At 58.4% G+C, this 21,093-nt stretch carries 16 protein-coding genes and 1 pseudogene; 8 read left to right on the top strand and 9 right to left on the bottom strand.

The features are described 5' to 3' along the window. The first annotated feature begins 4 nt into the window (after positions 1 to 4). From hisS to FS690_RS14465, 5 genes are all read left to right on the top strand, one after another. Complete coding sequence (gene hisS / locus FS690_RS14485; RefSeq protein ID WP_039379615.1) at positions 5 to 1,279, top strand: histidine--tRNA ligase; 1,275 nt, start codon at positions 5 to 7, stop codon at positions 1,277 to 1,279. Between the two features lie 39 nt (positions 1,280 to 1,318). Then, positions 1,319 to 1,936: a YfgM family protein gene (locus FS690_RS14480; RefSeq protein ID WP_039379613.1), complete on the top strand. Its 618-nt coding sequence runs from the start codon at positions 1,319 to 1,321 to the stop codon at positions 1,934 to 1,936. A 19-nt stretch (positions 1,937 to 1,955) separates the two neighbouring features. Further along, complete coding sequence (bamB, locus tag FS690_RS14475) at positions 1,956 to 3,137, top strand: outer membrane protein assembly factor BamB (protein ID WP_145339825.1); 1,182 nt, start codon at positions 1,956 to 1,958, stop codon at positions 3,135 to 3,137. Between the two features lie 174 nt (positions 3,138 to 3,311). After that, positions 3,312 to 4,796, top strand: coding sequence for a ribosome biogenesis GTPase Der (gene der, locus FS690_RS14470; protein ID WP_039379608.1), 1,485 nt, complete (start codon positions 3,312 to 3,314; stop codon positions 4,794 to 4,796). 294 nt (positions 4,797 to 5,090) lie between these two features. Next, complete coding sequence (locus FS690_RS14465) at positions 5,091 to 7,535, top strand: glucose/quinate/shikimate family membrane-bound PQQ-dependent dehydrogenase (protein ID WP_145339824.1); 2,445 nt, start codon at positions 5,091 to 5,093, stop codon at positions 7,533 to 7,535. Between the two features lie 40 nt (positions 7,536 to 7,575). Here the strand turns inward: FS690_RS14465 and FS690_RS14460 are convergent, their stop codons facing one another. The 3 genes and pseudogenes from FS690_RS14460 to xseA form a co-directional block, all read right to left on the bottom strand. Beyond that, positions 7,576 to 7,902, bottom strand: coding sequence for a protealysin inhibitor emfourin (locus FS690_RS14460; RefSeq protein ID WP_039379602.1), 327 nt, complete (start codon positions 7,900 to 7,902; stop codon positions 7,576 to 7,578). Further along, a pseudogene (locus tag FS690_RS14455) lies at positions 7,899 to 8,912 on the bottom strand (M4 family metallopeptidase). The gene FS690_RS14460 and the pseudogene FS690_RS14455 overlap by 4 nt, the downstream one beginning before the upstream one ends. Before the next feature lie 97 nt (positions 8,913 to 9,009). Beyond that, positions 9,010 to 10,383 (bottom strand): exodeoxyribonuclease VII large subunit, encoded by a 1,374-nt coding sequence (gene xseA / locus FS690_RS14450; protein WP_145339823.1) that lies wholly within the window; start codon positions 10,381 to 10,383, stop codon positions 9,010 to 9,012. Between the two features lie 169 nt (positions 10,384 to 10,552). Here xseA and guaB point away from each other — a divergent pair, with 169 nt between their 5' ends. The 3 genes from guaB to FS690_RS14435 all read left to right on the top strand — a co-directional run bounded on the left by guaB (position 10,553) and on the right by FS690_RS14435 (position 14,623). Further along, complete coding sequence (guaB, locus tag FS690_RS14445) at positions 10,553 to 12,019, top strand: IMP dehydrogenase (RefSeq protein ID WP_071667901.1); 1,467 nt, start codon at positions 10,553 to 10,555, stop codon at positions 12,017 to 12,019. A gap of 72 nt (positions 12,020 to 12,091) precedes the next feature. Then, on the top strand, positions 12,092 to 13,672 hold the full coding sequence (gene guaA / locus FS690_RS14440) for a glutamine-hydrolyzing GMP synthase (protein WP_108569447.1): 1,581 nt from the start codon (positions 12,092 to 12,094) through the stop codon (positions 13,670 to 13,672). A 174-nt stretch (positions 13,673 to 13,846) separates the two neighbouring features. After that, entirely contained in the window at positions 13,847 to 14,623 is a 777-nt protein-coding gene (locus FS690_RS14435) for a DUF3750 domain-containing protein (RefSeq protein WP_039379583.1), read from the top strand. A 33-nt stretch (positions 14,624 to 14,656) separates the two neighbouring features. Here FS690_RS14435 and FS690_RS14430 read toward each other — a convergent pair whose 3' ends face one another. The 6 genes from FS690_RS14430 to ppk1 form a co-directional block, all read right to left on the bottom strand. Beyond that, positions 14,657 to 14,836, bottom strand: coding sequence for a hypothetical protein (locus FS690_RS14430; protein ID WP_039379580.1), 180 nt, complete (start codon positions 14,834 to 14,836; stop codon positions 14,657 to 14,659). Between the two features lie 70 nt (positions 14,837 to 14,906). Beyond that, on the bottom strand, positions 14,907 to 16,340 hold the full coding sequence (gene mgtE, locus FS690_RS14425) for a magnesium transporter (RefSeq protein WP_145339822.1): 1,434 nt from the start codon (positions 16,338 to 16,340) through the stop codon (positions 14,907 to 14,909). Between the two features lie 85 nt (positions 16,341 to 16,425). Next, positions 16,426 to 16,611 carry a YfgG family protein gene (locus tag FS690_RS14420; RefSeq protein ID WP_039379573.1) on the bottom strand — a complete coding sequence of 62 codons (186 nt, stop codon included), beginning with the start codon at positions 16,609 to 16,611 and terminating at the stop codon, positions 16,426 to 16,428. Positions 16,612 to 16,740: 129 nt separating this feature from the next. Next, the gene (tehB, locus tag FS690_RS14415; protein WP_145339821.1) at positions 16,741 to 17,340 is read right to left on the bottom strand and encodes a tellurite resistance methyltransferase TehB; all 600 of its coding nucleotides are present in this window, start codon (positions 17,338 to 17,340) and stop codon (positions 16,741 to 16,743) included. A 27-nt stretch (positions 17,341 to 17,367) separates the two neighbouring features. Then, complete coding sequence (gene ppx, locus FS690_RS14410; RefSeq protein ID WP_145339820.1) at positions 17,368 to 18,891, bottom strand: exopolyphosphatase; 1,524 nt, start codon at positions 18,889 to 18,891, stop codon at positions 17,368 to 17,370. A 5-nt stretch (positions 18,892 to 18,896) separates the two neighbouring features. Further along, complete coding sequence (gene ppk1 / locus FS690_RS14405; RefSeq protein ID WP_104085282.1) at positions 18,897 to 20,957, bottom strand: polyphosphate kinase 1; 2,061 nt, start codon at positions 20,955 to 20,957, stop codon at positions 18,897 to 18,899. Positions 20,958 to 21,093: the final 136 nt, after the last annotated feature.

The following is a 21,093-nucleotide window of genomic DNA, read 5'->3' as shown; positions in this document are numbered from 1 at the left end:
TAACGTGGCGAAGAATATTCAAGCGATTCGCGGGATGAACGACTTCCTGCCAGCCGACACCGCAATCTGGCAGCGTATCGAGGGCACCCTGAAGCAGGTGCTGGCCAGCTATGGCTACAGTGAAATCCGTCTGCCAATCGTCGAGCATACCCCACTGTTCAGCCGTGCCATTGGTGAAGTGACCGATGTGGTTGAAAAAGAGATGTACACCTTTGAAGATCGTAACGGCGAGAGCCTGACGCTGCGCCCGGAAGGCACGGCGGGCTGCGTACGTGCCGGTATTGAACATGGTCTGCTCTATAACCAGGAGCAGCGCCTCTGGTATGTCGGTCCGATGTTTCGCTACGAGCGTCCGCAGAAAGGGCGCTATCGTCAGTTTCATCAGATGGGCGTCGAAGTGTTTGGCCTGCAGGGGCCGGATGTTGATGCTGAGCTGATTATGATGACCGCGCGCTGGTGGAAAGCGCTGGGCATCGCTGACCACGTTGAACTGGAGCTGAACTCCATCGGCTCTCTGGCGGCGCGCGCGGACTACCGCAGTGCGCTGGTGGCGTTTCTGGAGCAGCATCAGGATGTGCTGGATGAAGATTGCAAACGCCGCATGTACACCAATCCGCTGCGCGTGCTGGACAGCAAAAATCCGGAAATTCAGGCGCTGCTGAATGATGCGCCAACGCTGGGCGAATTCCTGGATGAAGAGTCGCGCGCCCACTTCACCGGACTCTGCGCGCTGCTGGATGATGCCGGTATTCGTTATCGCGTCAACCAGCGTCTGGTGCGCGGCCTCGACTACTACAACCGCACCGTCTTTGAGTGGGTCACCAGCAGCCTCGGCTCGCAGGGCACCGTATGCGGCGGCGGGCGTTACGATGGCCTGGTTGAGCAGCTGGGCGGACGAGCCACGCCAGCGGTAGGATTTGCCATGGGTCTGGAGCGGCTGGTGCTGCTGGTGCAGGCGGTGAATCCTGAATTTGAACCGACGCGGGTTGTTGATGTCTATGTTATCGCTTCAGGGCAGGGCGTTCAGTCTGCGGCTATGCAGCTGGCGGAAACGCTGCGTGATGCCAACCCGGCGCTGAAGCTGATGACCAACTTCGGCGGCGGCAACTTTAAAAAGCAGTTTGCCCGTGCAGATAAATGGGGCGCACGCATTGCGCTGGTGCTCGGCGAAGATGAAGTGAAAGCGGGCCAGGTGGTGATTAAAGATCTGCGCACCGGCGACCAGCAGACGCTGGCTCAGCAGGACGCCGCTGCGACGTTGCAGACGCTGCTGCAGTAAGCAGCACGCGGCAACAGCCATTTTAAGGAGAGGGATTGCGTGGAAGTTTACAGCAACGAGAATGAACAGGTTGATGCGCTGCGCCGCTTTTTCGCCGATAACGGCAAAGCGCTGGCGATTGGCGTGGTAGTAGGGATCGCGGCGCTGGGCGGCTGGCGCTACTGGAGTTCGCATCAGGAAAATTCAGGCAAAGCGGCATCTGCGGAGTATCAGCAGCTCACCAGCGCGATGCAGGCGGATAAACCGGAAAGCCTGGAGGCCGTTGCCAGCTTCGCCAGCGAAAACAGCAATACCTACGGTGCACTGGCCGCGCTGGACCTGGCGAAGCAGTACGTTGAGACCAGCCAGCTTGATAAAGCCATTGCGCTGCTGCAGAAAGGACTAAACGACACCAAAGATGCCAATCTGCAGGCGGTTATCAACCTGCGTCTGGCGCGTATTCAGCTGCAGCAGAAGCAGGCTGATGCCGCGCTGGCTACCCTGGATAACGTTAAGGGTGACGGCTGGAGCGCGATTGTGGCAGATATTCGCGGTGAAGCATTGCTGAGCAAAGGCGACAAGCAGGGCGCGCGCGATGCCTGGAGTAAAGGCGCGGGTTCGCAGGCTTCTCCGGCACTGAAGCAGATGCTGCAGATGAAAATAGATAACTTAAGTTAAGCCAGACAAGAGAGCGCACATGGAATTACGTAAATACCTGCTGCCAGGGCTGATTTCCGTCACTCTGCTCAGCGGTTGCTCGCTATTCAGCGGCGAAGAAGATGTAGTGAAGATGGCTCCGCTGCCGAAAGTGGAAAATCAGTTCACGCCGGAAACTGTCTGGAGCACGTCAGTAGGCGACGGCATTGGCGATTTCTACTCCAACCTGCATCCGGCATGGCTGGACGGCACCGTTTACGCTGCCGACCGTTTTGGCGTGGTAAAGGCGCTGGATGCCAGCAACGGTAAAGAGAAGTGGAAAGTCGATCTCTCTGAGAAGACTGGTTTCTTCTCGAAAAACATCTCTGCGCTGCTCTCCGGCGGCGTCACCGCCAGCGGCGATCGGATCTATATTGGCAGCGAGCGCGGGCAGGTATTTGCACTCAACAGCAGCGACGGCTCGCTGGCGTGGCAGACCAAAGTCGCCGGTGAAGCGCTCTCCCGTCCGGTGGTCAGCGATGGCCTGGTACTGGTTCACACCAGTAACGGTATGCTGCAGGGACTGGATCAGAGCAGCGGTGCGGTAAAATGGACCGTGAACCTCGATATGCCGGCGCTTTCGCTGCGCGGTGAGTCTGCGCCTGCGGTCGCCTTTGGCGGCGCTATCGTTGGCGGTGATAACGGTCGCGTCAGCGCGGTGATCCTGAACCAGGGTCAGCTGATCTGGCAGCAGCGCATTTCACAGCCGAGCGGCGCGACGGAGATCGATCGTCTGAGTGACGTCGATACCACGCCGGTTATCGTTAATGGCGTGGTCTATGCGCTGGCGTACAACGGTAACCTGACCGCACTCGACCTGCGTTCCGGTCAGATTATGTGGAAGCGTGAAATCGGCGGCGTTAAAGATTTGATTGTCGACGCCGGACGCATCTATCTGGTGGATCAGGACGACCGCGTGATAGCGCTTAACGCCGATGGCGGCGTAGTGCTGTGGCGTCAGAGCGATCTGCTGCACCGTAATCTGACGGCACCGGTGCTGTTTAACGGTTATCTGGTTGTGGCAGACAGCGAAGGTTACGTGCACTGGATCAACACGCTGGATGGCCGCTTTGTGGCGCAGCAGAAACTGGACAGCGACGGCTTCCAGACCGAGCCGGTTGTGGCCGGTGACAGACTGCTGATTCAGGCGAAAGGCGGCGAGGTTTACGCCATCAGCCGTTAAGTCCTGAGCGCGCGGGAATGGATTTCCGTCAGTAATTACGGCTCCTGATTCGTCAGGAGCCGTTCTGTTTTTTGTCAGGCGTGATATTCTAGGCGCCTTAAGCCTGAAGCGGGCGGCAAATGTCGTTATACTCACGCCATTCGGGCGATTCATTTTTAAACTGAGGCAAGTGTTATGGTACCTGTGGTCGCGCTGGTTGGGCGTCCCAATGTGGGGAAATCCACGCTGTTTAACCGCTTAACGCGCACCCGTGATGCGTTAGTGGCCGATTTCCCTGGACTGACTCGCGATCGCAAATATGGTCGCGCCGAAGTGGAAGGGCGCGAATTTATTGTTATCGATACCGGCGGTATTGATGGCACCGAAGAGGGCGTAGAGAACCGCATGGCGGAGCAGTCGCTGCTGGCGATTGAAGAAGCGGATGTGGTGCTGTTCATGGTTGATGCCCGCGCAGGCGTTATGCCGGCGGATCAGCAGATCGCTAACCATCTGCGCTCCCGTGAAAAAGCGACGTTCCTCGTAGCGAACAAAACGGATGGCCTGGACGCCGATGCCGCCGTGCTGGACTTTTACGCGCTAGGTCTGGGTGATATTCATCCGATTGCCGCCTCGCACGGTCGCGGCGTTACCTCGCTGCTGGAAACCGCGCTGCTGCCGTGGATGGACGTGGCAGACCCGCAGGAAGTCAGCGAAGAGGATGAAAACGAAGCCTACTGGGCCGCATTAGCCGCAGAAGAGAGTGGCGAAGAGGCGGAAGAGGAAGAGGAGTTTGATCCGACCGGCCTGCCGATTAAGCTGGCTATCGTGGGTCGTCCTAACGTAGGTAAGTCAACGCTCACTAACCGTATTCTTGGTGAAGATCGCGTGGTGGTCTATGACATGCCAGGCACGACGCGTGACAGCATCTATATCCCGATGGAGCGTGACGAGCGCGAATATGTCCTGATCGACACCGCCGGGGTGCGCAAGCGTGGCAAGATCACCGATACCGTTGAGAAATTTTCGGTGATCAAAACCCTGCAGGCGATCGAAGATGCTAACGTCGTGATGCTGGTGATTGACGCGCGTGCCGGTATCTCCGACCAGGATCTCTCCCTGCTGGGCTTTATCCTCAACAGCGGGCGTTCGCTGGTGATTGTGGTCAACAAATGGGATGGCCTGTCGCAGGAAGTGAAAGATGAAGTGAAAGAGACGCTGGATTATCGTCTCGGCTTTATCGATTTTGCCCGCGTACACTTTATTTCGGCGCTGCACGGCAGCGGCGTAGGTAACCTGTTTGAATCCGTAACGGAAGCGTACGACTGCTCAACCAAACGCGTAAACACCTCTATGCTGACGCGGATTATGAATATGGCAGCAGAAGATCATCAGCCGCCGCTGGTGCGGGGCCGTCGCGTTAAGCTGAAATATGCGCACGCCGGTGGTTACAACCCGCCTATCGTGGTCATTCACGGTAATCAGGTAAAAGATCTGCCCGATTCCTACAAGCGTTATCTGATGAACTACTTCCGTCGCTCGCTGAACGTTATGGGTACGCCAATCCGTATTCAGTTCAAAGAGGGTGATAACCCGTATGCCGGCAAACGCAATCTGCTGACGCCGACGCAGCAGCGCAAGCGCAAGCGTCTGCTGGCGCACCTGAAAAAGAATAAGCGTTAAGTAAAAAAGAGCCCGCCGGGCTCTTTTTTTTGCCTGTGATTTAACAGCGGCTTAGCCCGGCAGATGTAGCAAAAATGCTATTGGCCGGTAAACCCTGCGTTATGATCGTTCACTTTCAATTGTACCATCTGGTACAATCCTGCCGCCTTATGGTGAGCTCGCCCTGTTATGCCGCGTTCTCATGCATGAGTGCGCGGTTGCGGACTGCTTTGCGGTTCGTCATTAAACAGGGTGCTGCTGTGTCCCGCGACGAAGCCGGACAGGCGGCATGCACTATTTTTCAGGAGAGTTTGTGTGAAGGCAGAACATTCCACTCGCCCCGGCAGGGGACTCAGCGTCTGGTCCGTGCTGTTCGGGCTGGTGCTGCTGGCGATCGGCCTGTTTTTCGCTATTGGCGGCGGTAAACTGGCGGCGCTGGATGGCAGTAAATACTTTCTGATTGCCGGTATCGTTATGATAGCGTCGGCGGTCCAGTTTATGCGGCGTAAAGCGTCAGCGGTGACGCTGCTGGCCCTGGCGTTTATCGGAACCCTGATCTGGGCGGTAATGGATGCCGGCTGGCACTTCTGGCCGCTGGTTTCCCGGCTGATGGTGCCGGCGGGGCTGATGCTGTTCGCATTTCTGACCTGGCCTGCGCTGCGCAAAAGCGAAGGCAAAGCGCCGCTGGCAACGCTCTCTTACGCACTGTCAGCGCTGATTGCGGTTGGCATGATCGCCACCGTGGTGCAGATGTTTCAGCCGCATCCTACCGTGGCCTTTACCGGTTCGCAGCTGCCGCTGATCCCGGTGGATAAAAGCAAACCGCAGCAGGACTGGAGCAGCTACGGCCGCACGCCGGAAGGGGACCGTTTTGCGGCGATTGATCAGATCACGCGTGACAACGTTAATGAACTGCAGGTTGCCTGGACCTTCCGTACCGGCGACACACCGCTCAGCCCGACCGGCAATGGCGCTGAAGATCAGCAGACGCCGCTGCAGGTTGGCAACACGCTCTATCTCTGCACGCCGCACAACAATGTGATTGCGGTAGAAGCGGACAGCGGTAAGCAGATCTGGAAGCGTGAAATCAATGCGCAGGCGGAAGTGTGGAACCGCTGCCGCGGTCTGGCCTATTTTGACGCCACCAAACCGGTGACGCAGCCCACGCAGCCAGGCTCCACGCCGGTGCCGGCACCGGTTCTGGCCGCAGGCGACAGCTGCCAGCGCCGTATCCTGATGAACACGATCGATGCGCGTCTTATCGCGATTAACGCCGACAACGGCGAGTTTTGCGCCAGCTTTGGCAACAACGGCGTGGTTGACCTGAAGCAGGGGCTGGGTAAGGCGCCCGATCCGCTCTATCAGCTGACCTCCGCACCGCAGGTTGCCGGTACCACCGTGGTAGTCGGCGGTCGCGTGGCGGACAACGTGCAGACCGATATGCCAGGCGGCGTACTGCGCGGCTTTGATGTGATCAGCGGTAAAATGCGCTGGGCGTTCGATCCGGGTAACAACGATCCGAATGCGGTACTGATGCCGGGTCAGGATTATACCCGCAGCACGCCGAACTCCTGGGCGCCGCTCTCCTACGATCCGGCGATGAACACCGTGTTCCTGCCGATGGGCAGCTCGTCAGTGGATCTGTGGGGCGCGAATCGCACAAAGCTCGATCACACCTACGGTGCATCTATCCTCGCGCTGGATGCCACCACCGGCAAACAGAAGTGGGTCTATCAGACAGTTCACAACGACCTGTGGGACTTTGACCTGCCGATGCAGCCAAGCCTGGTCGACTTCCCGATGAAGGATGGCACCACCAAACCGGCGGTGGTCATCGGGGCAAAAACCGGCATGATCTGGGTGCTGGACCGCCTGACCGGCAAGCCGCTGACCAAAGTGGAAGAGCGGCCGATGCCGCAGGGTCACATCCCGAACGAGCAGTACACCAAAACCCAGCCGCACTCGGTTGAGATGCCCAATATCGGCAACCAGACGCTGACGGAATCCGATATGTGGGGCGCGACGCCGTTTGACCAGCTGGCGTGCCGTATCGCGTTTAAAGGCATGCGCTATGACGGTCTGTTCACCGTACCGGACACGGACAAATCGCTCAGCTTCCCGGGGTCGCTGGGTGGTCTGAACTGGGGCAGCATCTCGTTTGATCCCAACAATCAGTATATGTTCGTCAATGATATGCGCCTTGGCCTGTGGGTACAGATGATCCCGCAGGACACCAGCAAAGTGGCTCGCGGCAGCAACGGCGGTGAATCGGTTAACACCGGCATGGGCGCCGTACCGCTTAAGGGCACGCCATATGCGGTGAATAAAAACCGCTTTATGTCGCCGCTCGGCATTCCGTGCCAGGCCCCGCCGTTTGGTACGCTTTCAGCTATCGACATGAAAACGCGTCAGATCGTCTGGCAGGTGCCGGTGGGTACCGTGCAGGATACCGGCCCGTTTGGTATCAAAATGCATGCGCAGATGCCGGTAGGTATGCCAACGCTGGGCGGTACGCTGGCGACGCAGGGCGGACTGGTGTTTATCGCCGGTACGCAGGACTACTACCTGCGCGCCTTTGACAGCTCAACCGGTAAAGAGGTGTGGAAAGCGCGCCTGCCGGTCGGCAGCCAGGGTGGCCCAATCAGCTATGTCTCGCCCAAAAATGGCAAGCAGTACATCCTGATCTCTGCCGGGGGCGCACGCCAGTCGCCGGATCGCGGGGATTATGTGATTGCTTACGCGCTGCCAGACAGCAAGTAAGAGCAGCAGGGCCGGCAGAGGATGCCGGCCTTTTTTTTGCCTACTCTCCGTTCTGCCACAGCGCCTGTAGCGCTGGCGGCGCATCTTTTTCCGCTACGTAAATCACGATAGCACCCGCCTCATGGTGGGTGGCGTAGGTGATCTGGATGCGGAAATAGTGCTGATCGCCACTGCCTGCGGAGGTAGCCTGTTCCGCCTGCTCGCCGAGCGGCAGCGCCTGCTCCAGCACCTGACAGACCCGCTGTTTCTGCGGTTCCGGCAGCTGGGCCAGCGCAAAACGCCGCTCTTTACGCAGTTTGGGAATAAAGGCGAAGCCGCCCTCCCGCGCCAGCTCTACAATGGCGTCATCCGTCAGTTCTATGTTCACTTCACACCCACCTCATGCCAGGCGGCCTGGATCTGCTCTGCGACCTGTCGATCAAAGCGTTTTGCCGCATGCTCAACGGTAAAGCGGGCAAAGGTGCTGAAATCAGCATCCTGCGGCAGGGTTTTGTCACACAGCGTGTCATACCACGCCTGACCGGCGCGTTCCCATGCAAAACCGCCCAGCGCGGTGGCCGCAAGATAAAACGCGCGGTTAGGAATACCGGAGTTGAGATGCACGCCGCCGTTGTCATCACGCGTTTCGATATAGTGCGCCATATCCGCAGGCTGCGGATCTTTACCCAGCAGCGGGTCATCATAGGCGGTGCCGGGGGCTGACATGGAGCGCAGACCGCTGCCGTTAATGCCTTTAGCCAGCAATCCTTCGCCGATGATCCAGTCCGCTGCCTCCGCGCGCTGCTGCCGCTGATACTGTTTTACCAGTGAGCCAAAGACATCAGACATCGACTCATTCAGCGCGCCCGCCTGCTGAAAGTAGATCAGTCCCGCTTCGCTTTCCGTGACGCCGTGCGTCAGTTCATGGGCGACCACGTCAATCGCGATGGTGAAGCGATTAAAAATCTCGCCGTCACCGTCGCCAAAGACCATCTGCTGGCCGTTCCAGAAAGCGTTCTGATAATTCTGGCCGTAGTGCACGGTACCGTCCAGCTTCAGCCCTTTGTTGTCGAGCGAGTTTCGCTGATAAACGTTCCAGAAAAAATCATAAGTAACGCCCAGATAGTCCTAGGCTTCATCCGCAGCCACGTCGCCGTTGCCAGGCTGGCCTTCCTGACGTATCAGCGTGCCGGGCAGCGTCTGACTCTCTCTGGCATCAAAAATGGCGCGCAGCACCTGGCCTGGCCGGGCGATATCCGCCGGTGCGATGACGCGGTGCGGCTCCGCCATTAGCTGCTGAACGTGAGTAAGCGTGCGGCGCGCCGACTCCTGTTGCGGCCCTGCACAGTTGTCGATGATGTTACGCAGAATATAGGGGGGAATTACGCTGTATGACATGCCGGACTCCCTGAGTGATGGGTATGCAAAGAGTATAGACCGGGGTCAGGCAGAGCAGGAAACGTGCAGGCAGGGAGGGGATCTCCCTGCGTGCTGGTCAGGACTGGCGGGGTTTACGGCGGCGTTTCAGCGGCGTGAGGGCGGTGACTTCGCTCTCCACCCAGCCATCTTCCAGCCGGGTGCGCAGCCTGTCGCCCGGCTGCAGCGGCGCGATCTGTTTTACAACTTCGCCCTGCGCATCGGTGGTAACGCTGAAGCCGCGCGCCAGCGTCGCCAGCGGACTGACCCCTTCCAGCTGCGCCATCAGCGTACCAAAGCGCTGGCGATCCTGCCCCAGCTGCTGCTGCATGCTCTGCTGCAGACGGTAGTGCCACTGCGCGAGCTGCTGCTGCGCGCGCAGGATGCGCCCCTGTGGCTGCTGCGCACTGAGCCGCTGCAGTAGCCGATCCTGCTGGCGCTGCGCGCTGCGCAGCTGCCGATCGGCGGCCGCGCCTAAGCGACGCTGCAGCTGAAACAGGGCGGTCTGCTGCCGTGCCAGGCGCAGCTGCGGATGCTGCTGCTGCAGGCGATGCTGAAGCTGCGTGAGATAACGCTGCTGCCCGGCGAGATAGTAGTCCATCGCCATCTCCATACGCTGCTGCTGTGACTGCAGCTGCCGCAGCAGCTCGACCTGATTGCGGCTGACAATCTCAGCGGCGGCAGAGGGCGTGGGCGCGCGCAGATCGGCGACAAAATCGGCGATAGTGACATCCGTTTCATGCCCCACGGCGCTGACCACCGGCAGGCGGCTGGCAAAAATCGCACGCGCCACGCGCTCATCGTTGAAGCACCAGAGATCTTCCAGCGAGCCGCCGCCGCGGCCGACAATCAGCACGTCACATTCGTTACGCTGGTTGGCCAGCTCGATAGCGCGCACGATGGCAGCGGGCGCATCGGCCCCCTGCACCACGGTAGGGTAGATAACTACCGGGAGTGAGGGATCGCGGCGGTGCAGCACGCGCAGCACATCATGCAGCGCGGCGCCGGTTGCGGAGGTGATCACCCCGACCTGGCGGGCCGGATCGGGCAGCGGCTGTTTGAACTGCTGATCGAACAACCCTTCTGCGCTGAGCTGCGCTTTCAGCTGCTCAAACTGCTGCTGCAGCAGGCCTTCACCCGCCGGATGCATGCTTTCAATGATTAACTGATAGTCGCCGCGCGGCTCATACAGCGTTACGCTGGCCCGCACCAGCACCTGCTGCCCATGCTGCGGCCGGAACGTCACGCGCCGGTTGCTGTTGCGGAACATCGCGCAGCGCACCTGGGCGCCATCATCTTTCAGCGTGAAGTACCAGTGGCCGGACGCGGGCTGCGTGAAATTGGAGATCTCAGCGCTGAGCCACACCAGGCCCATCTCATTTTCCAGCAGCGTGCGCACCGTGGTGTTGAGGCGGCTGACGGTAAAAATATTGGCGGTTGCAGGTAGCGACATGTGATGAAGATCAAATTTTAAATCAGGGGGTTAATTCATCGATACTACAGGGCTGCTGCGCAGGATCAAGACTTTTTCTGAAAAAGCAGTAGAGGCAATCGGTTTCGTCCTGTATAATGCCGCGGCAATATTTTATCTGTTTTCAACGCCCCCAGGTGGAGATATTGCAATGCTAAGAATCGCGAAAGAAGCCCTCACATTTGACGACGTCCTGCTCGTTCCCGCTCACTCCACTGTATTGCCTAACACCGCTGACCTCAGCACCCAACTGACCAAAAACATCCGTCTGAACATTCCTATGCTCTCTGCTGCGATGGATACCGTGACCGAAGCGGGTCTGGCGATTGCGCTGGCACAGGAAGGCGGCCTCGGCTTTATTCATAAAAATATGTCGATTGAGCGTCAGGCTGATGAAGTGCGTAAGGTGAAAAAGCATGAGAGTGGCGTGGTAACAGAGCCGCAGACCGTGCTGCCAACCACGACGCTGGCGGAAGTGAAAGAGCTTACCGATCGCAACGGCTTCGCCGGCTATCCGGTCGTCAACGCCGGTAACGAGCTGGTGGGGATCATCACCGGTCGCGATGTGCGCTTTGTAACCGATCTGACGCTGCCGGTTACCGCGGTCATGACGCCGAAAGAGCGTCTGGTTACGGTAAAAGAGGGTGAGGCGCGCGAAGTGGTGCTGCAGAGGATGCATGAAAAGCGCGTTGAAAAAGCGCTGGTGGTGGATGAGAGCTTCCACCTGCTGGGCATGATTACCGTAAAAGATTTCCAGAAAGCTGAACGTAAACCCAACGCCTGTAAAGATGCGCAGGGCCGTCTGCGTGTAGGCGCGGCGGTGGGTGCCGGCGCCGGTAACGAAGAGCGCGTGGATGCGCTGGTTGCCGCTGGCGTTGATGTGCTGCTGATTGACTCTTCGCACGGCCACTCTGAAGGCGTACTGCAGCGCATTCGTGAAACCCGCGCCAAATATCCCGACCTAGAAATCATTGGCGGCAACGTTGCCACCGGCGCCGGTGCCCTGGCGCTGGCTGAAGCGGGCGTCAGCGCGGTGAAAGTGGGTATTGGTCCCGGCTCTATCTGTACCACCCGTATCGTCACCGGCGTGGGCGTTCCGCAGATCACCGCTGTTTCTGACGCCGTTGCGGCGCTGGAAGGCACCGGTATTCCGGTCGTGGCAGATGGCGGGATCCGCTTCTCCGGCGATATCGCCAAAGCGATCGCCGCAGGCGCAGCCGCAGTGATGGTGGGCTCTATGCTGGCCGGCACCGAAGAGTCTCCGGGCGAGATCGAACTCTATCAGGGGCGCGCATTCAAATCGTACCGCGGCATGGGCTCGCTCGGCGCAATGTCCAAAGGCTCTTCTGACCGTTACTTCCAGACCGACAACGCCGCAGATAAGCTGGTGCCGGAAGGTATCGAAGGCCGCGTTGCCTATAAAGGTCGCCTGAAAGAGATCGTCCATCAGCAGATGGGTGGCCTGCGCTCCTGCATGGGCCTGACCGGCTGCCCGACCATTGATGACCTGCGCACCAAAGCGGAGTTTGTCCGCATCAGCGGCGCCGGTATCAATGAGAGTCACGTACACGATGTGACCATCACCAAAGAGTCACCGAACTACCGCATGGGTTCCTGATCCCTGAAAATTTCCCGCCCGGCTCTGGCCGGGCGCTTTTATTGTTAAGTCCATCCCACTGGAAATGCCTCAATGACGACTGAAAATATTCATAAACATCGTATCCTGATCCTCGATTTTGGTTCGCAGTATACGCAGCTGGTTGCGCGCCGCGTGCGTGAGCTGGGCGTCTACTGCGAACTCTGGGCGTGGGATGTCACCGAAGAGCAAATCCGTGCGTTCAACCCGAACGGAATTATCCTGTCAGGTGGCCCTGAGAGCACCACCGAGCTGGACAGCCCGCGTGCGCCTGAGTACGTCTTTAACGCTGGCGTGCCGGTACTGGGCGTCTGCTACGGCATGCAGACCATGGCGATGCAGCTGGGTGGCAAGGTTGAAGGCTCAAATGAGCGCGAGTTTGGCTATGCGCAGGTGGAAGTCACCACGCAGAGCGCGCTGGTGCGTGATATCGAAGATGCCATCAGCGCCGCCGGCAAGCCGCTGCTGGATGTCTGGATGAGCCACGGCGATAAAGTCACCGCAATTCCGGCTGACTTCGTCACCGTCGCCAGCACTGAAACCTGTCCGTTTGCCATCATGGCGAATGAAGAGAAGAAATTCTACGGCGTGCAGTTCCATCCGGAAGTGACGCACACCCGTCAGGGACTGCGCATGCTGGAGCGCTTTATCCGCGATATCTGCGGCTGTGAAGCGCTCTGGACGCCGGCGAAAATCATTGAAGACGCCGTTGAGCGTATCCGCCAGCAGGTGGGCAGCGACCGCGTGATCCTCGGCCTCTCCGGCGGCGTTGACTCCTCGGTAACCGCCATGCTGCTGCACCGCGCTATCGGCGATCGCCTGACCTGCGTATTTGTTGATAACGGTCTGCTGCGCCTGAATGAAGCGGAGCAGGTGATGGATATGTTTGGCGACCATTTCGGTCTGAACATTGTCCACGTACCGGCGGAAGCGCGCTTCCTCGATGCGCTGGCGGGTGAAAACGATCCGGAAGCCAAGCGTAAAATCATCGGCCGCGTGTTTGTTGAGGTGTTCGACGAAGAAGCGCTGAAGCTGACCGAAGTGAAGTGGCTGGCGCAGGGCACCATCTATCCGGATGTGATTGAGTCCGCTGCTTCTGCCACCGGTAAAGCGCACGTGATCAAATCGCACCATAACGTGGGCGGCCTGCCGAAAGAGATGAAGATGGGCCTGGTTGAGCCGCTGAAAGAGCTGTTCAAAGATGAAGTGCGCAAGATCGGTCTTGAGCTGGGCCTGCCATATGACATGCTCTACCGTCACCCGTTCCCGGGACCGGGTCTCGGCGTGCGCGTGCTGGGCGAAGTGAAGAAAGAGTACTGCGATCTGCTGCGCCGCGCCGACGCCATCTTTATCGAGGAGCTGCGCAAAGCGGATCTCTACAATAAAGTGAGCCAGGCGTTTACCGTGTTTCTGCCGGTGCGCTCCGTCGGCGTAATGGGCGACGGCCGTAAGTATGACTGGGTGGTCTCACTGCGCGCGGTGGAAACCATCGACTTCATGACCGCACACTGGGCGCATCTGCCATACGATTTCCTTGGCCGCGTCTCCAACCGCATCATCAATGAAGTCAACGGTATTTCCCGCGTGGTGTATGACATCTCCGGTAAGCCACCGGCGACGATTGAGTGGGAATAACCCCGTTCTGACATAAAGCCCGCCGCATGCGGGCTTTTTTTATGGCTGAACCGCAGCCGCAGCGCACGATGATGGGTCTGCCGTCGCGTTGCGTGCCAGCGCATAGTTGGTGAATAAACAGGCGCCGTTTTGCTGCATAATAACGCACTTCTTTTTCTGCCCCGGATACCCTGAATGCTGCCTGTAAAACTTATCCTGCTGACTTTTCTTTGTGCCGTGATCCTGTCGCTGGCGGCGAGCCTGGCGCAGGCGACGCGCAGCGGCGACCTGCAGACCGGGCAGGGCGGCTGGGCCACCGCGCGGCGCGACTCCGCCGGACTGGCGCCCGATCCGCAGCGCTACGCCAGCGAAGCGGTGGTGCAGGTCTATGCGGCTCCCACTTACGGCTGGAAAGGCGCGGTGGCGGTGCATCCGTGGATCATCTTTAAGCGCGCCGGCGAGACGCAATATAATCGCTATGAGGTGATCAGCTGGGGCAGCGGTGACAAGGTGCGGCGCAACCGTAACCTGCCGGATGGCTACTGGTATGGCGCCCGTCCGCGTCTGCTGGTGGATCACCGCGGGGCCGCAGCGCAGGCGATGATCCCGCAGATTGAGGCGGCAATCCGCTCTTACCCGTGGCCCGCCACCTATCGCGCCTGGCCGGGGCCAAACAGCAATACCTTTCTGGCGCACATTGGTCGCGAAGTGCCGGCGCTGAAGCTCGACCTGCCGGCAAACGCGGTTGGCAAGGATTACCGCTCGCTGCTGCACCCGATAGGGCTGCCGCCCTCGGGGCGCGGTCTGCAGCTGTCGCTGCTGGGCGTACTGGGCGTGACGGTCGGTGCGGAAGAGGGGGTAGAGATGAACCTGCTGGGGCTTAATCTGGGCGTCGATTTCACGCCGCTGCGGCTGCGGCTGCCGTTTATTGGCGGTATCGGCCGGGATAACGTGCAGAAGGATAATCCCTGACGGGGGCGCCGCGGATTGCGGCGCGCCGGGCACTCAGCAGACGCCGAAGTCGCCCTCTTCATGATAGAGATTGACGCTGTCTGCTTTAATCTCTATCTCTTTTTTCAGCGGGTCGTCGATACGGGCGCACCAGAGCATATCGCCCTCTGCACGCAGCACCTGCATTTTAGGACCACCGGTTTTCGACTGCACAAAATCGCCTGCGTTAAACATGCTGTGTCTCCATCAGATAAGGGTATGAATGAGTGTAGCTGCGCCACTCTAAAGGCGCAGCTGCCGTGACTCAGTGCGGCAGTAAAAACAGCGTGGCCAGACCGAGAAAGATAAAGAAGCCGCCGGTGTCGGTGAGCGCGGTGATCAGCACGCTGGACCCCACCGCCGGATCGCGCTTCATTTTGGTCATGATCAGCGGAATAAGCACGCCCATCAGCGCCGCCAGCAGCAGGTTCAGCACCATCGCCAGCATCATCACGCCGCCAAGCTGAATATTGTCATACATCAGCCAGGTGATGCCGCCCATAATGCCGCCCCAGAACAGGCCGTTGATCAGCGCCACGCCCAGCTCGCGACCGATCAGGAAGGAGAAGTTACCAGGCTCCACCTGATGCAGCGCCAGCGCGCGCACAATCATGGTAATGGTCTGGTTGCCGGTATTGCCGCCAATGCCCGCAACAATCGGCATCAGGGTCGCGAGCGCCACCAGCTGTGAAATTGTGGCTTCAAACAGGCCGATGACGCGCGAGGCGATAAATGCGGTGCAGAGGTTAATGGCCAGCCACGTCCAGCGCTTGCTCACCGCTTTACGCACCGGCGCAAACACATCCTCCTCCTGGCTGATCCCGCCCATTTTACGGATGTTGCTCTCATTCTCCTGGTTAACCAGATCGATCACATCCTCAACGGTAATACGGCCAATCAGTTTGCCTTTGGCGTCGGTAACGGCAGCAGAGATGAGGTTATAACGCTCAAAAGCGCTGGCGGCATCCTCGGCGTTGTCATTGAGCTGAAACGTAGTGGGGCGGGGATTCATCACATCTGCGACCAGCGTTTTGGGCTTATTGAGCAGAATATCGGTCAGCGGCAGCTCGCCGAGCAGCTGGTTTTGCGCATTGGTGATAAAGATTTTATCGGTGCCGTTGGGCATACTGCTGCGCTTGCGCAGAAAGCGCTGCACCGTGGCAAGGGTGACGTCGGCGCGCACGGTGAGAATATTGAAATCCATGATGCGGCCTACGCGGTCGCGATCCAGCTCAATCACATCAAGCAGGCGCGCGCGCAGCTGCGGCTCCAGCGTGGTCAGCAGGCGGCCGGTGAGATCGCGCGACAGATAGCGCGCCAGATAGACCTGATCGTCGATATCCAGCGGTTCAATCGCGCGCAGGATCTCGCGGTCGCTCATGCCTTCGGTGAGGCTCTCCCAGACGGTCTCTGAGGCTTCAACCAGCACGCGGCCACGCTGTTCGGAGGGGACCAGCTGCCAGAGCGCCCGGCGCTCCTCTTCCGGCAGCGCTTCCAGGATATCAGCGAGGTCGGCGGCGTGCAGCGGCGCCAGCTCCTGCTCCAGCTGCTGGCGCCAGGCGGCCACTTCGCGCAGCTCTGCGGCGTTGAGATCGACGGATTTATCCAGCAGGACATCCACTAAGTCCTGTTTGCTCAGCAGCAGTGTAAGAATGCGCTGGCGGGATTCGGTTAGTTGTTGTGCGTGCGAGGCAGACATAACGCGTCCTTTGTGTCTGTAAAGTCAGCACAAAGTGTAGCGTGTTACCGCCAGAACGGGCAGAACAAAGGCGCCAGTCGCAGCGTCAGCGTGTCTCGCTGCTGCTCAGCGTTGCCGGTTCCGGCAGGGTCTTTTTCTGCTGATGATGCTCAATGGCACCGGGAATGATAAAGATCAGGCGACCAGCCAGAATAAAAAAGCTGATCAGCAAAACGATGCGGGTCATGGTGCCGGTTTTGGGACGTCTTCGTGGTGATAGGGCGCTGTTCACGCGGGTGTTCCTGTTGATACCCCTCAGGGCGATAACAATATTTAGTCACAGTTACCGGATGGGGTCAATCGCTGTATGAAAAATAAGCATTGAATGCGTGCGACAGGGGCCGCAGACCGCGGCCCTGCTTCAGTAACTCGCCTTTTGTGCCAGCAGGGTGGCAAACTGACATTTAATACGGTTGCCGTCAGCGTCACGACGGTGCAGCTCGCCGACATCCTCGTTATATTTTACGATGTGCCAGTTGCGGTAGTAGTGGCTCAGCTCGCCCGACTTAAAGGTAAACGGAAACGCCTGCGTATTGGGGTAATCAGCGGTGCTCATCGCCGCCACAATCAGGTTGTAGCCATACTTCTGCGTACTGGCCTGCATATCGGCAATCAGCTGCGGGATCGTCTCCGGCTGCAGAAACATCATCACCACCGTTGAGAGCACAAACTGATAGCTGCCGTTGAAGCGCAGCTGGTTGAGATCGCACAGCGCTGTCTGAATGTTCGGCAGCTGTTCGGTGGCAATAATGGTATTCAGGTAGTCAAGGCTTGCCGGATTAGCGTCCCAGGCGGTGACGTTAAAGCCGTGCTGGCTGAGATAAAGGCTGTTGCGGCCTTTACCGCAGCCGAGATCCAGCACGTTGCCCGGCGTCAGCTTCGGCAGCGCCGCGCGCACTTCAGAGTGCGGCGGCGATAAATCATACTTTTCTGTAAACCAGTTATCAGGGCGTATCGTCATTGTCAGACAGCGGGCAGACGGCCCGCGTTACTCCTCTTCCAGCAGCAGTTTCCAGCCGGTCACGTCGCTCCAGTACGCCTGCTCGCGCTCCAGATCGAGCTGCACCAGCGTATTCTGGCTGAGAAAACCGGCCGGGAAGGTAAGCGTCCAGTGACCATCGTCCGTTGAGAGCTTCAGCGCATCGGGGCGCGTGGTCGCCTGACGCTGGTTATTCAGCAGCGTGCCGAGGCGCAGCAGAAAAATCATCGGCAGCACCTGCTTTTTCTTGAACAGGGTAAAACGCGGGATCTCATCCTGCTTCACCGCTTTACGGTGAAAGCGTACCAGCGTGGCGAGCAGCATCTGTTGATCCTGATTAAAGCCAGGCATATTGGAGTGCTGCAGAATATAGGCGGAGTGCCGCTGCATACCGCTGTGATTAATGGTCAGCCCGACCTCATGCAGCAGCGCCGCCCATTTCAGCAGAGCGGTCAGCTGCGGGTTCGCCTGTTTCGGATTCTGCTCCTGCCACTGCAGATAGAGCTGCTCTGTCGTCTCCAGCACGCGGCGCGCCTGATCGCTGTCGATCACATAGTGGTTCGCCAGACTCTGTGCGGTGCGGCTGCGGATATCCTGATGGCGGAAACGGCCCTCCATCTCATAGAGCACCCCTTCGCGCAGCGCGCCGTCAGAGAGACGCAGTTCACGGATCGCCAGTGCGTCAAAGACGCCGCACAGGATCGCAAGGCCAGGCACAAACACCGCTTTGCGCTCTTCAGATAAGCCCGGCAGGCTCAGCGCATCAAAGGATTTATGCTTCAGCACTTCACCGACCAGCATATCGAGACTGTCAGGCGTCACGCGCTTCTCTTTCTCGCCCATTGCCAGCAGCACTTCACAGGCGGCTTTAATACTGCCGGAGGCGCCCAGTGCATATTGCCAGCCGTGCAGGCGATACTGCCACGCCAGCGTCTCCAGCTTGTGCGTAGCGGCGAGGCGGGCGCGACGGAAATTATCCTGGCTGATTTCGCCTTTCGGGAAATAGAGATTAGCGAAGCTGACGCAGCCCATGCGGCGGCTCTCAACCAGCTGCGGCTCAAAATCCTCACCGATTACCAGCTCGGTTGACCCGCCGCCGATATCGATAACCAGCTTGCGCCCTTTTTCTGGCTGAGTGTGCTCAACGCCCATGAAGATCAGGCGCGCCTCTTCGTTACCGGAGATGACCTCAATCGGATAGGGGATCACTTCCGCGGCGCGCTGCAAAAACTCTTCGGCATTGGTCGCAGTGCGCAGCGTGTGCGTGCCGACAATGGTCACGTTGGCGGCGCTAAAGCCCTGCAGTCGCTCAGCGAACAGGGCCAGGCAGCTCAGGCCGCGCACTATCGCCTCTTCGCTCAGCCGGTTTTGCGCGTCAAGCCCGTCAGCCAGATGCACCCGCTGCTTGAGGCGTCCCAGAACCTGCATGGCGCCATCCACCACGCGGGCGATCACCATATGAAAACTGTTTGAGCCGAGATCGATGGCCGCAAATTCCTGCGGCTTCGGCGTACTCTTCGGAGTAATTGGCATAGGCGTTATTCGGGTTGTTCCAGTCTCTTGATGTAATCGTAAATCGCCAGCTGCGAGCGCACTTTCCTGCGATTGCCGCGCGGAACATAACGGTTACTCAGCTCTTTGTCTACGATACGTGCTTTAACCGTATCACTTAACAGAATGGCGATAATATCCAGGATCCGCTGTTTAAGACGCGGATCGAGCACCGCCACGGCGACCTCAATGCGGTAATCGATGTTGCGCGTCATCCAGTCAGCCGAAGAGAGAAACACCTTTTTCTCACCGCCATTTTCAAAAATATACACCCGGTCGTGCTCAAGATAACGATCAACAATGCTGGTGATGCGAATATTTTCGCTAATGCCAGGCAGGTCCGGGATCAGCGAGCACATACCGCGCACCAGCAGGTTGATTTTTACCCCGGCTGCCGAGGCTGCATAGAGCCTGTCGACCAGGCCATTATCCACCAGGTTATTGATTTTAAGCGTAATTCCGCACGGCTTACTCTGCTGCGCATTGGCAATCTCCGTGTCAATCAGCTGATAGAGTACGGCCCGCGAATTTTGCGGTGACACCATCAGATGTTCAAAGGTAACCGGGCGATAGGGGTTCTCAATGAAGTTAAATACGCGGCGGACTTCGTTCGTGATGCGTGCGTCAGCGGTCAGCAGAGAGTAGTCGGTATAAAGGCGCGCAGTCTTCTCATTAAAGTTGCCGGTGCCGATATGCGCATAGCGCACCACCTCTTCACCTTCGCGACGGGAAATCAGAAACAGTTTGGCGTGAATTTTCAGACCAGGCGCAGAGAAAATAACGTGCACGCCCGCTTCAGTCAGCCGCTTGGCCCAGTGGATATTCGCCTCTTCATCAAAGCGCGCCTGCAGCTCAACCACCACCGTCACTTTTTTGCCGTTGTGCGCCGCGTGGATCATCGCATCCATAATGCGGGAGTGTTTGGCTACGCGATAGATATTGATTTTGATCGCCAGTACGCTGGGATCGAACGACGCCTGACGCAGCAGCTCCAGCACATGCTCAAAGGTGTGATAGGGGTAGTAGAGCAGTACATCGCGATCGCGGATGGCGTCAAAGCCATTGCGGAAGCCATCAAAGCCGATATGGCGGATCTGCGGCAGCGGCCGGTTGACCAGGTTACTTTTGCCGACGTTGGGAAAGCCGATAAAATCTTTGAAGTTATGGTAGCGGCCACCCGGCACAATGGAGTCATAGTTAGAGATAGAGAGCTTGTGGCGCAGCATCTCCACCATGGCATCGGGCATATCGCGCTGATAGACAAAGCGCACCGGTTCGGCAGTAAGGCGCTGCTTCAGGCTGGAGGACATCAGCTCCAGCAGGCTCGACTCCATCTCTGTAACCAGATCATATTCAGCATCGCGCGTCATTTTCATGGAGTAGGCGTTCAGCGCATCGTAGTCAAAGAAGCCTTTAAAAATCTCATCCAGGCAGTAGCGCAGAATGTTATCCAGCAGGATCATCGGCTTGCGGCGGCGTGGCGACTCGGCCGGCAGGTTGATAAAGCGCGGCACTTTGTCTGACGGGATCTCCAGCAGCGCATAGCGGATATCCTCGCCGCGAATGATCTCCACCGCCAGATAGGTGTAGTCATCCTTGAGAAACTCAATCAGATCGGTGTCATGGTTGATCAGAATCGGCGTAACGTGCTGGCGCAGCTGGTGTTTGAAATAGTGGCGCAGCCACTCCTGCTGATTGGGTGAGAGCTGGCGTTCGTTGATCAGGAAGATCTGGTTACGCGCCATCTCCAGCAGCAGCTCATTGTAGAGCGCGTCAAACTCCTGATCGGACTTCAGTACCCGCTGCTGGATCTTCTTCAGCAGATGCCGCAGGGGAGTGGGCTTACCCTGCTCTTCGCTGATCAGAATGCGCCGCTTCAGATCGGCAAAACGCACCTTGTAGAACTCTTCAAGGTTGTTGGAATAGATCCCTAAAAACCGCATGCGCTCAATCAGCGGGTTACTTTTATCCGCCGCTTCCTGCAGCACACGTTCATTAAAGGATAACCAGCTTATTTCTTTTTCTATATACAGCTTTTCCTGACCCATTCTGACTCCGTGATGCTGTGGCGGGACGATATGTCCGGCGCAAGGCGCGCAGTGGTGCGGCTCCGCTCAGTCTCCTTCACCATTATTGCTAGAGTATGGCAGGCTTGTCCAACCGCAACAGTTGTCTTATCAATCC

This window comes from Pantoea sp. PSNIH1, assembly GCF_007680655.1.
Taxonomy (GTDB): domain Bacteria; phylum Pseudomonadota; class Gammaproteobacteria; order Enterobacterales; family Enterobacteriaceae; genus Pantoea; species Pantoea eucrina.
The sequence above is the reverse complement of the archived record's forward strand: the minus strand, read 5'-3'. Positions and strand labels throughout refer to the sequence as shown.

Coding starts and splice junctions, on each gene's coding strand:
- bamB (WP_145339825.1), top strand. CDS start 1,956: ATGGAATTACGTAAATACCTGCTGCCAGGGCTGATTTCCGTCACTCTG.
- der (WP_039379608.1), top strand. CDS start 3,312: ATGGTACCTGTGGTCGCGCTGGTTGGGCGTCCCAATGTGGGGAAATCC.
- xseA (WP_145339823.1), bottom strand. CDS start 10,383: ATGTCGCTACCTGCAACCGCCAATATTTTTACCGTCAGCCGCCTCAAC.
- guaB (WP_071667901.1), top strand. CDS start 10,553: ATGCTAAGAATCGCGAAAGAAGCCCTCACATTTGACGACGTCCTGCTC.
- guaA (WP_108569447.1), top strand. CDS start 12,092: ATGACGACTGAAAATATTCATAAACATCGTATCCTGATCCTCGATTTT.
- FS690_RS14435 (WP_039379583.1), top strand. CDS start 13,847: ATGCTGCCTGTAAAACTTATCCTGCTGACTTTTCTTTGTGCCGTGATC.
- FS690_RS14430 (WP_039379580.1), bottom strand. CDS start 14,836: ATGTTTAACGCAGGCGATTTTGTGCAGTCGAAAACCGGTGGTCCTAAA.
- mgtE (WP_145339822.1), bottom strand. CDS start 16,340: ATGTCTGCCTCGCACGCACAACAACTAACCGAATCCCGCCAGCGCATT.
- tehB (WP_145339821.1), bottom strand. CDS start 17,340: ATGACGATACGCCCTGATAACTGGTTTACAGAAAAGTATGATTTATCG.
- ppx (WP_145339820.1), bottom strand. CDS start 18,891: ATGCCAATTACTCCGAAGAGTACGCCGAAGCCGCAGGAATTTGCGGCC.
- ppk1 (WP_104085282.1), bottom strand. CDS start 20,957: ATGGGTCAGGAAAAGCTGTATATAGAAAAAGAAATAAGCTGGTTATCC.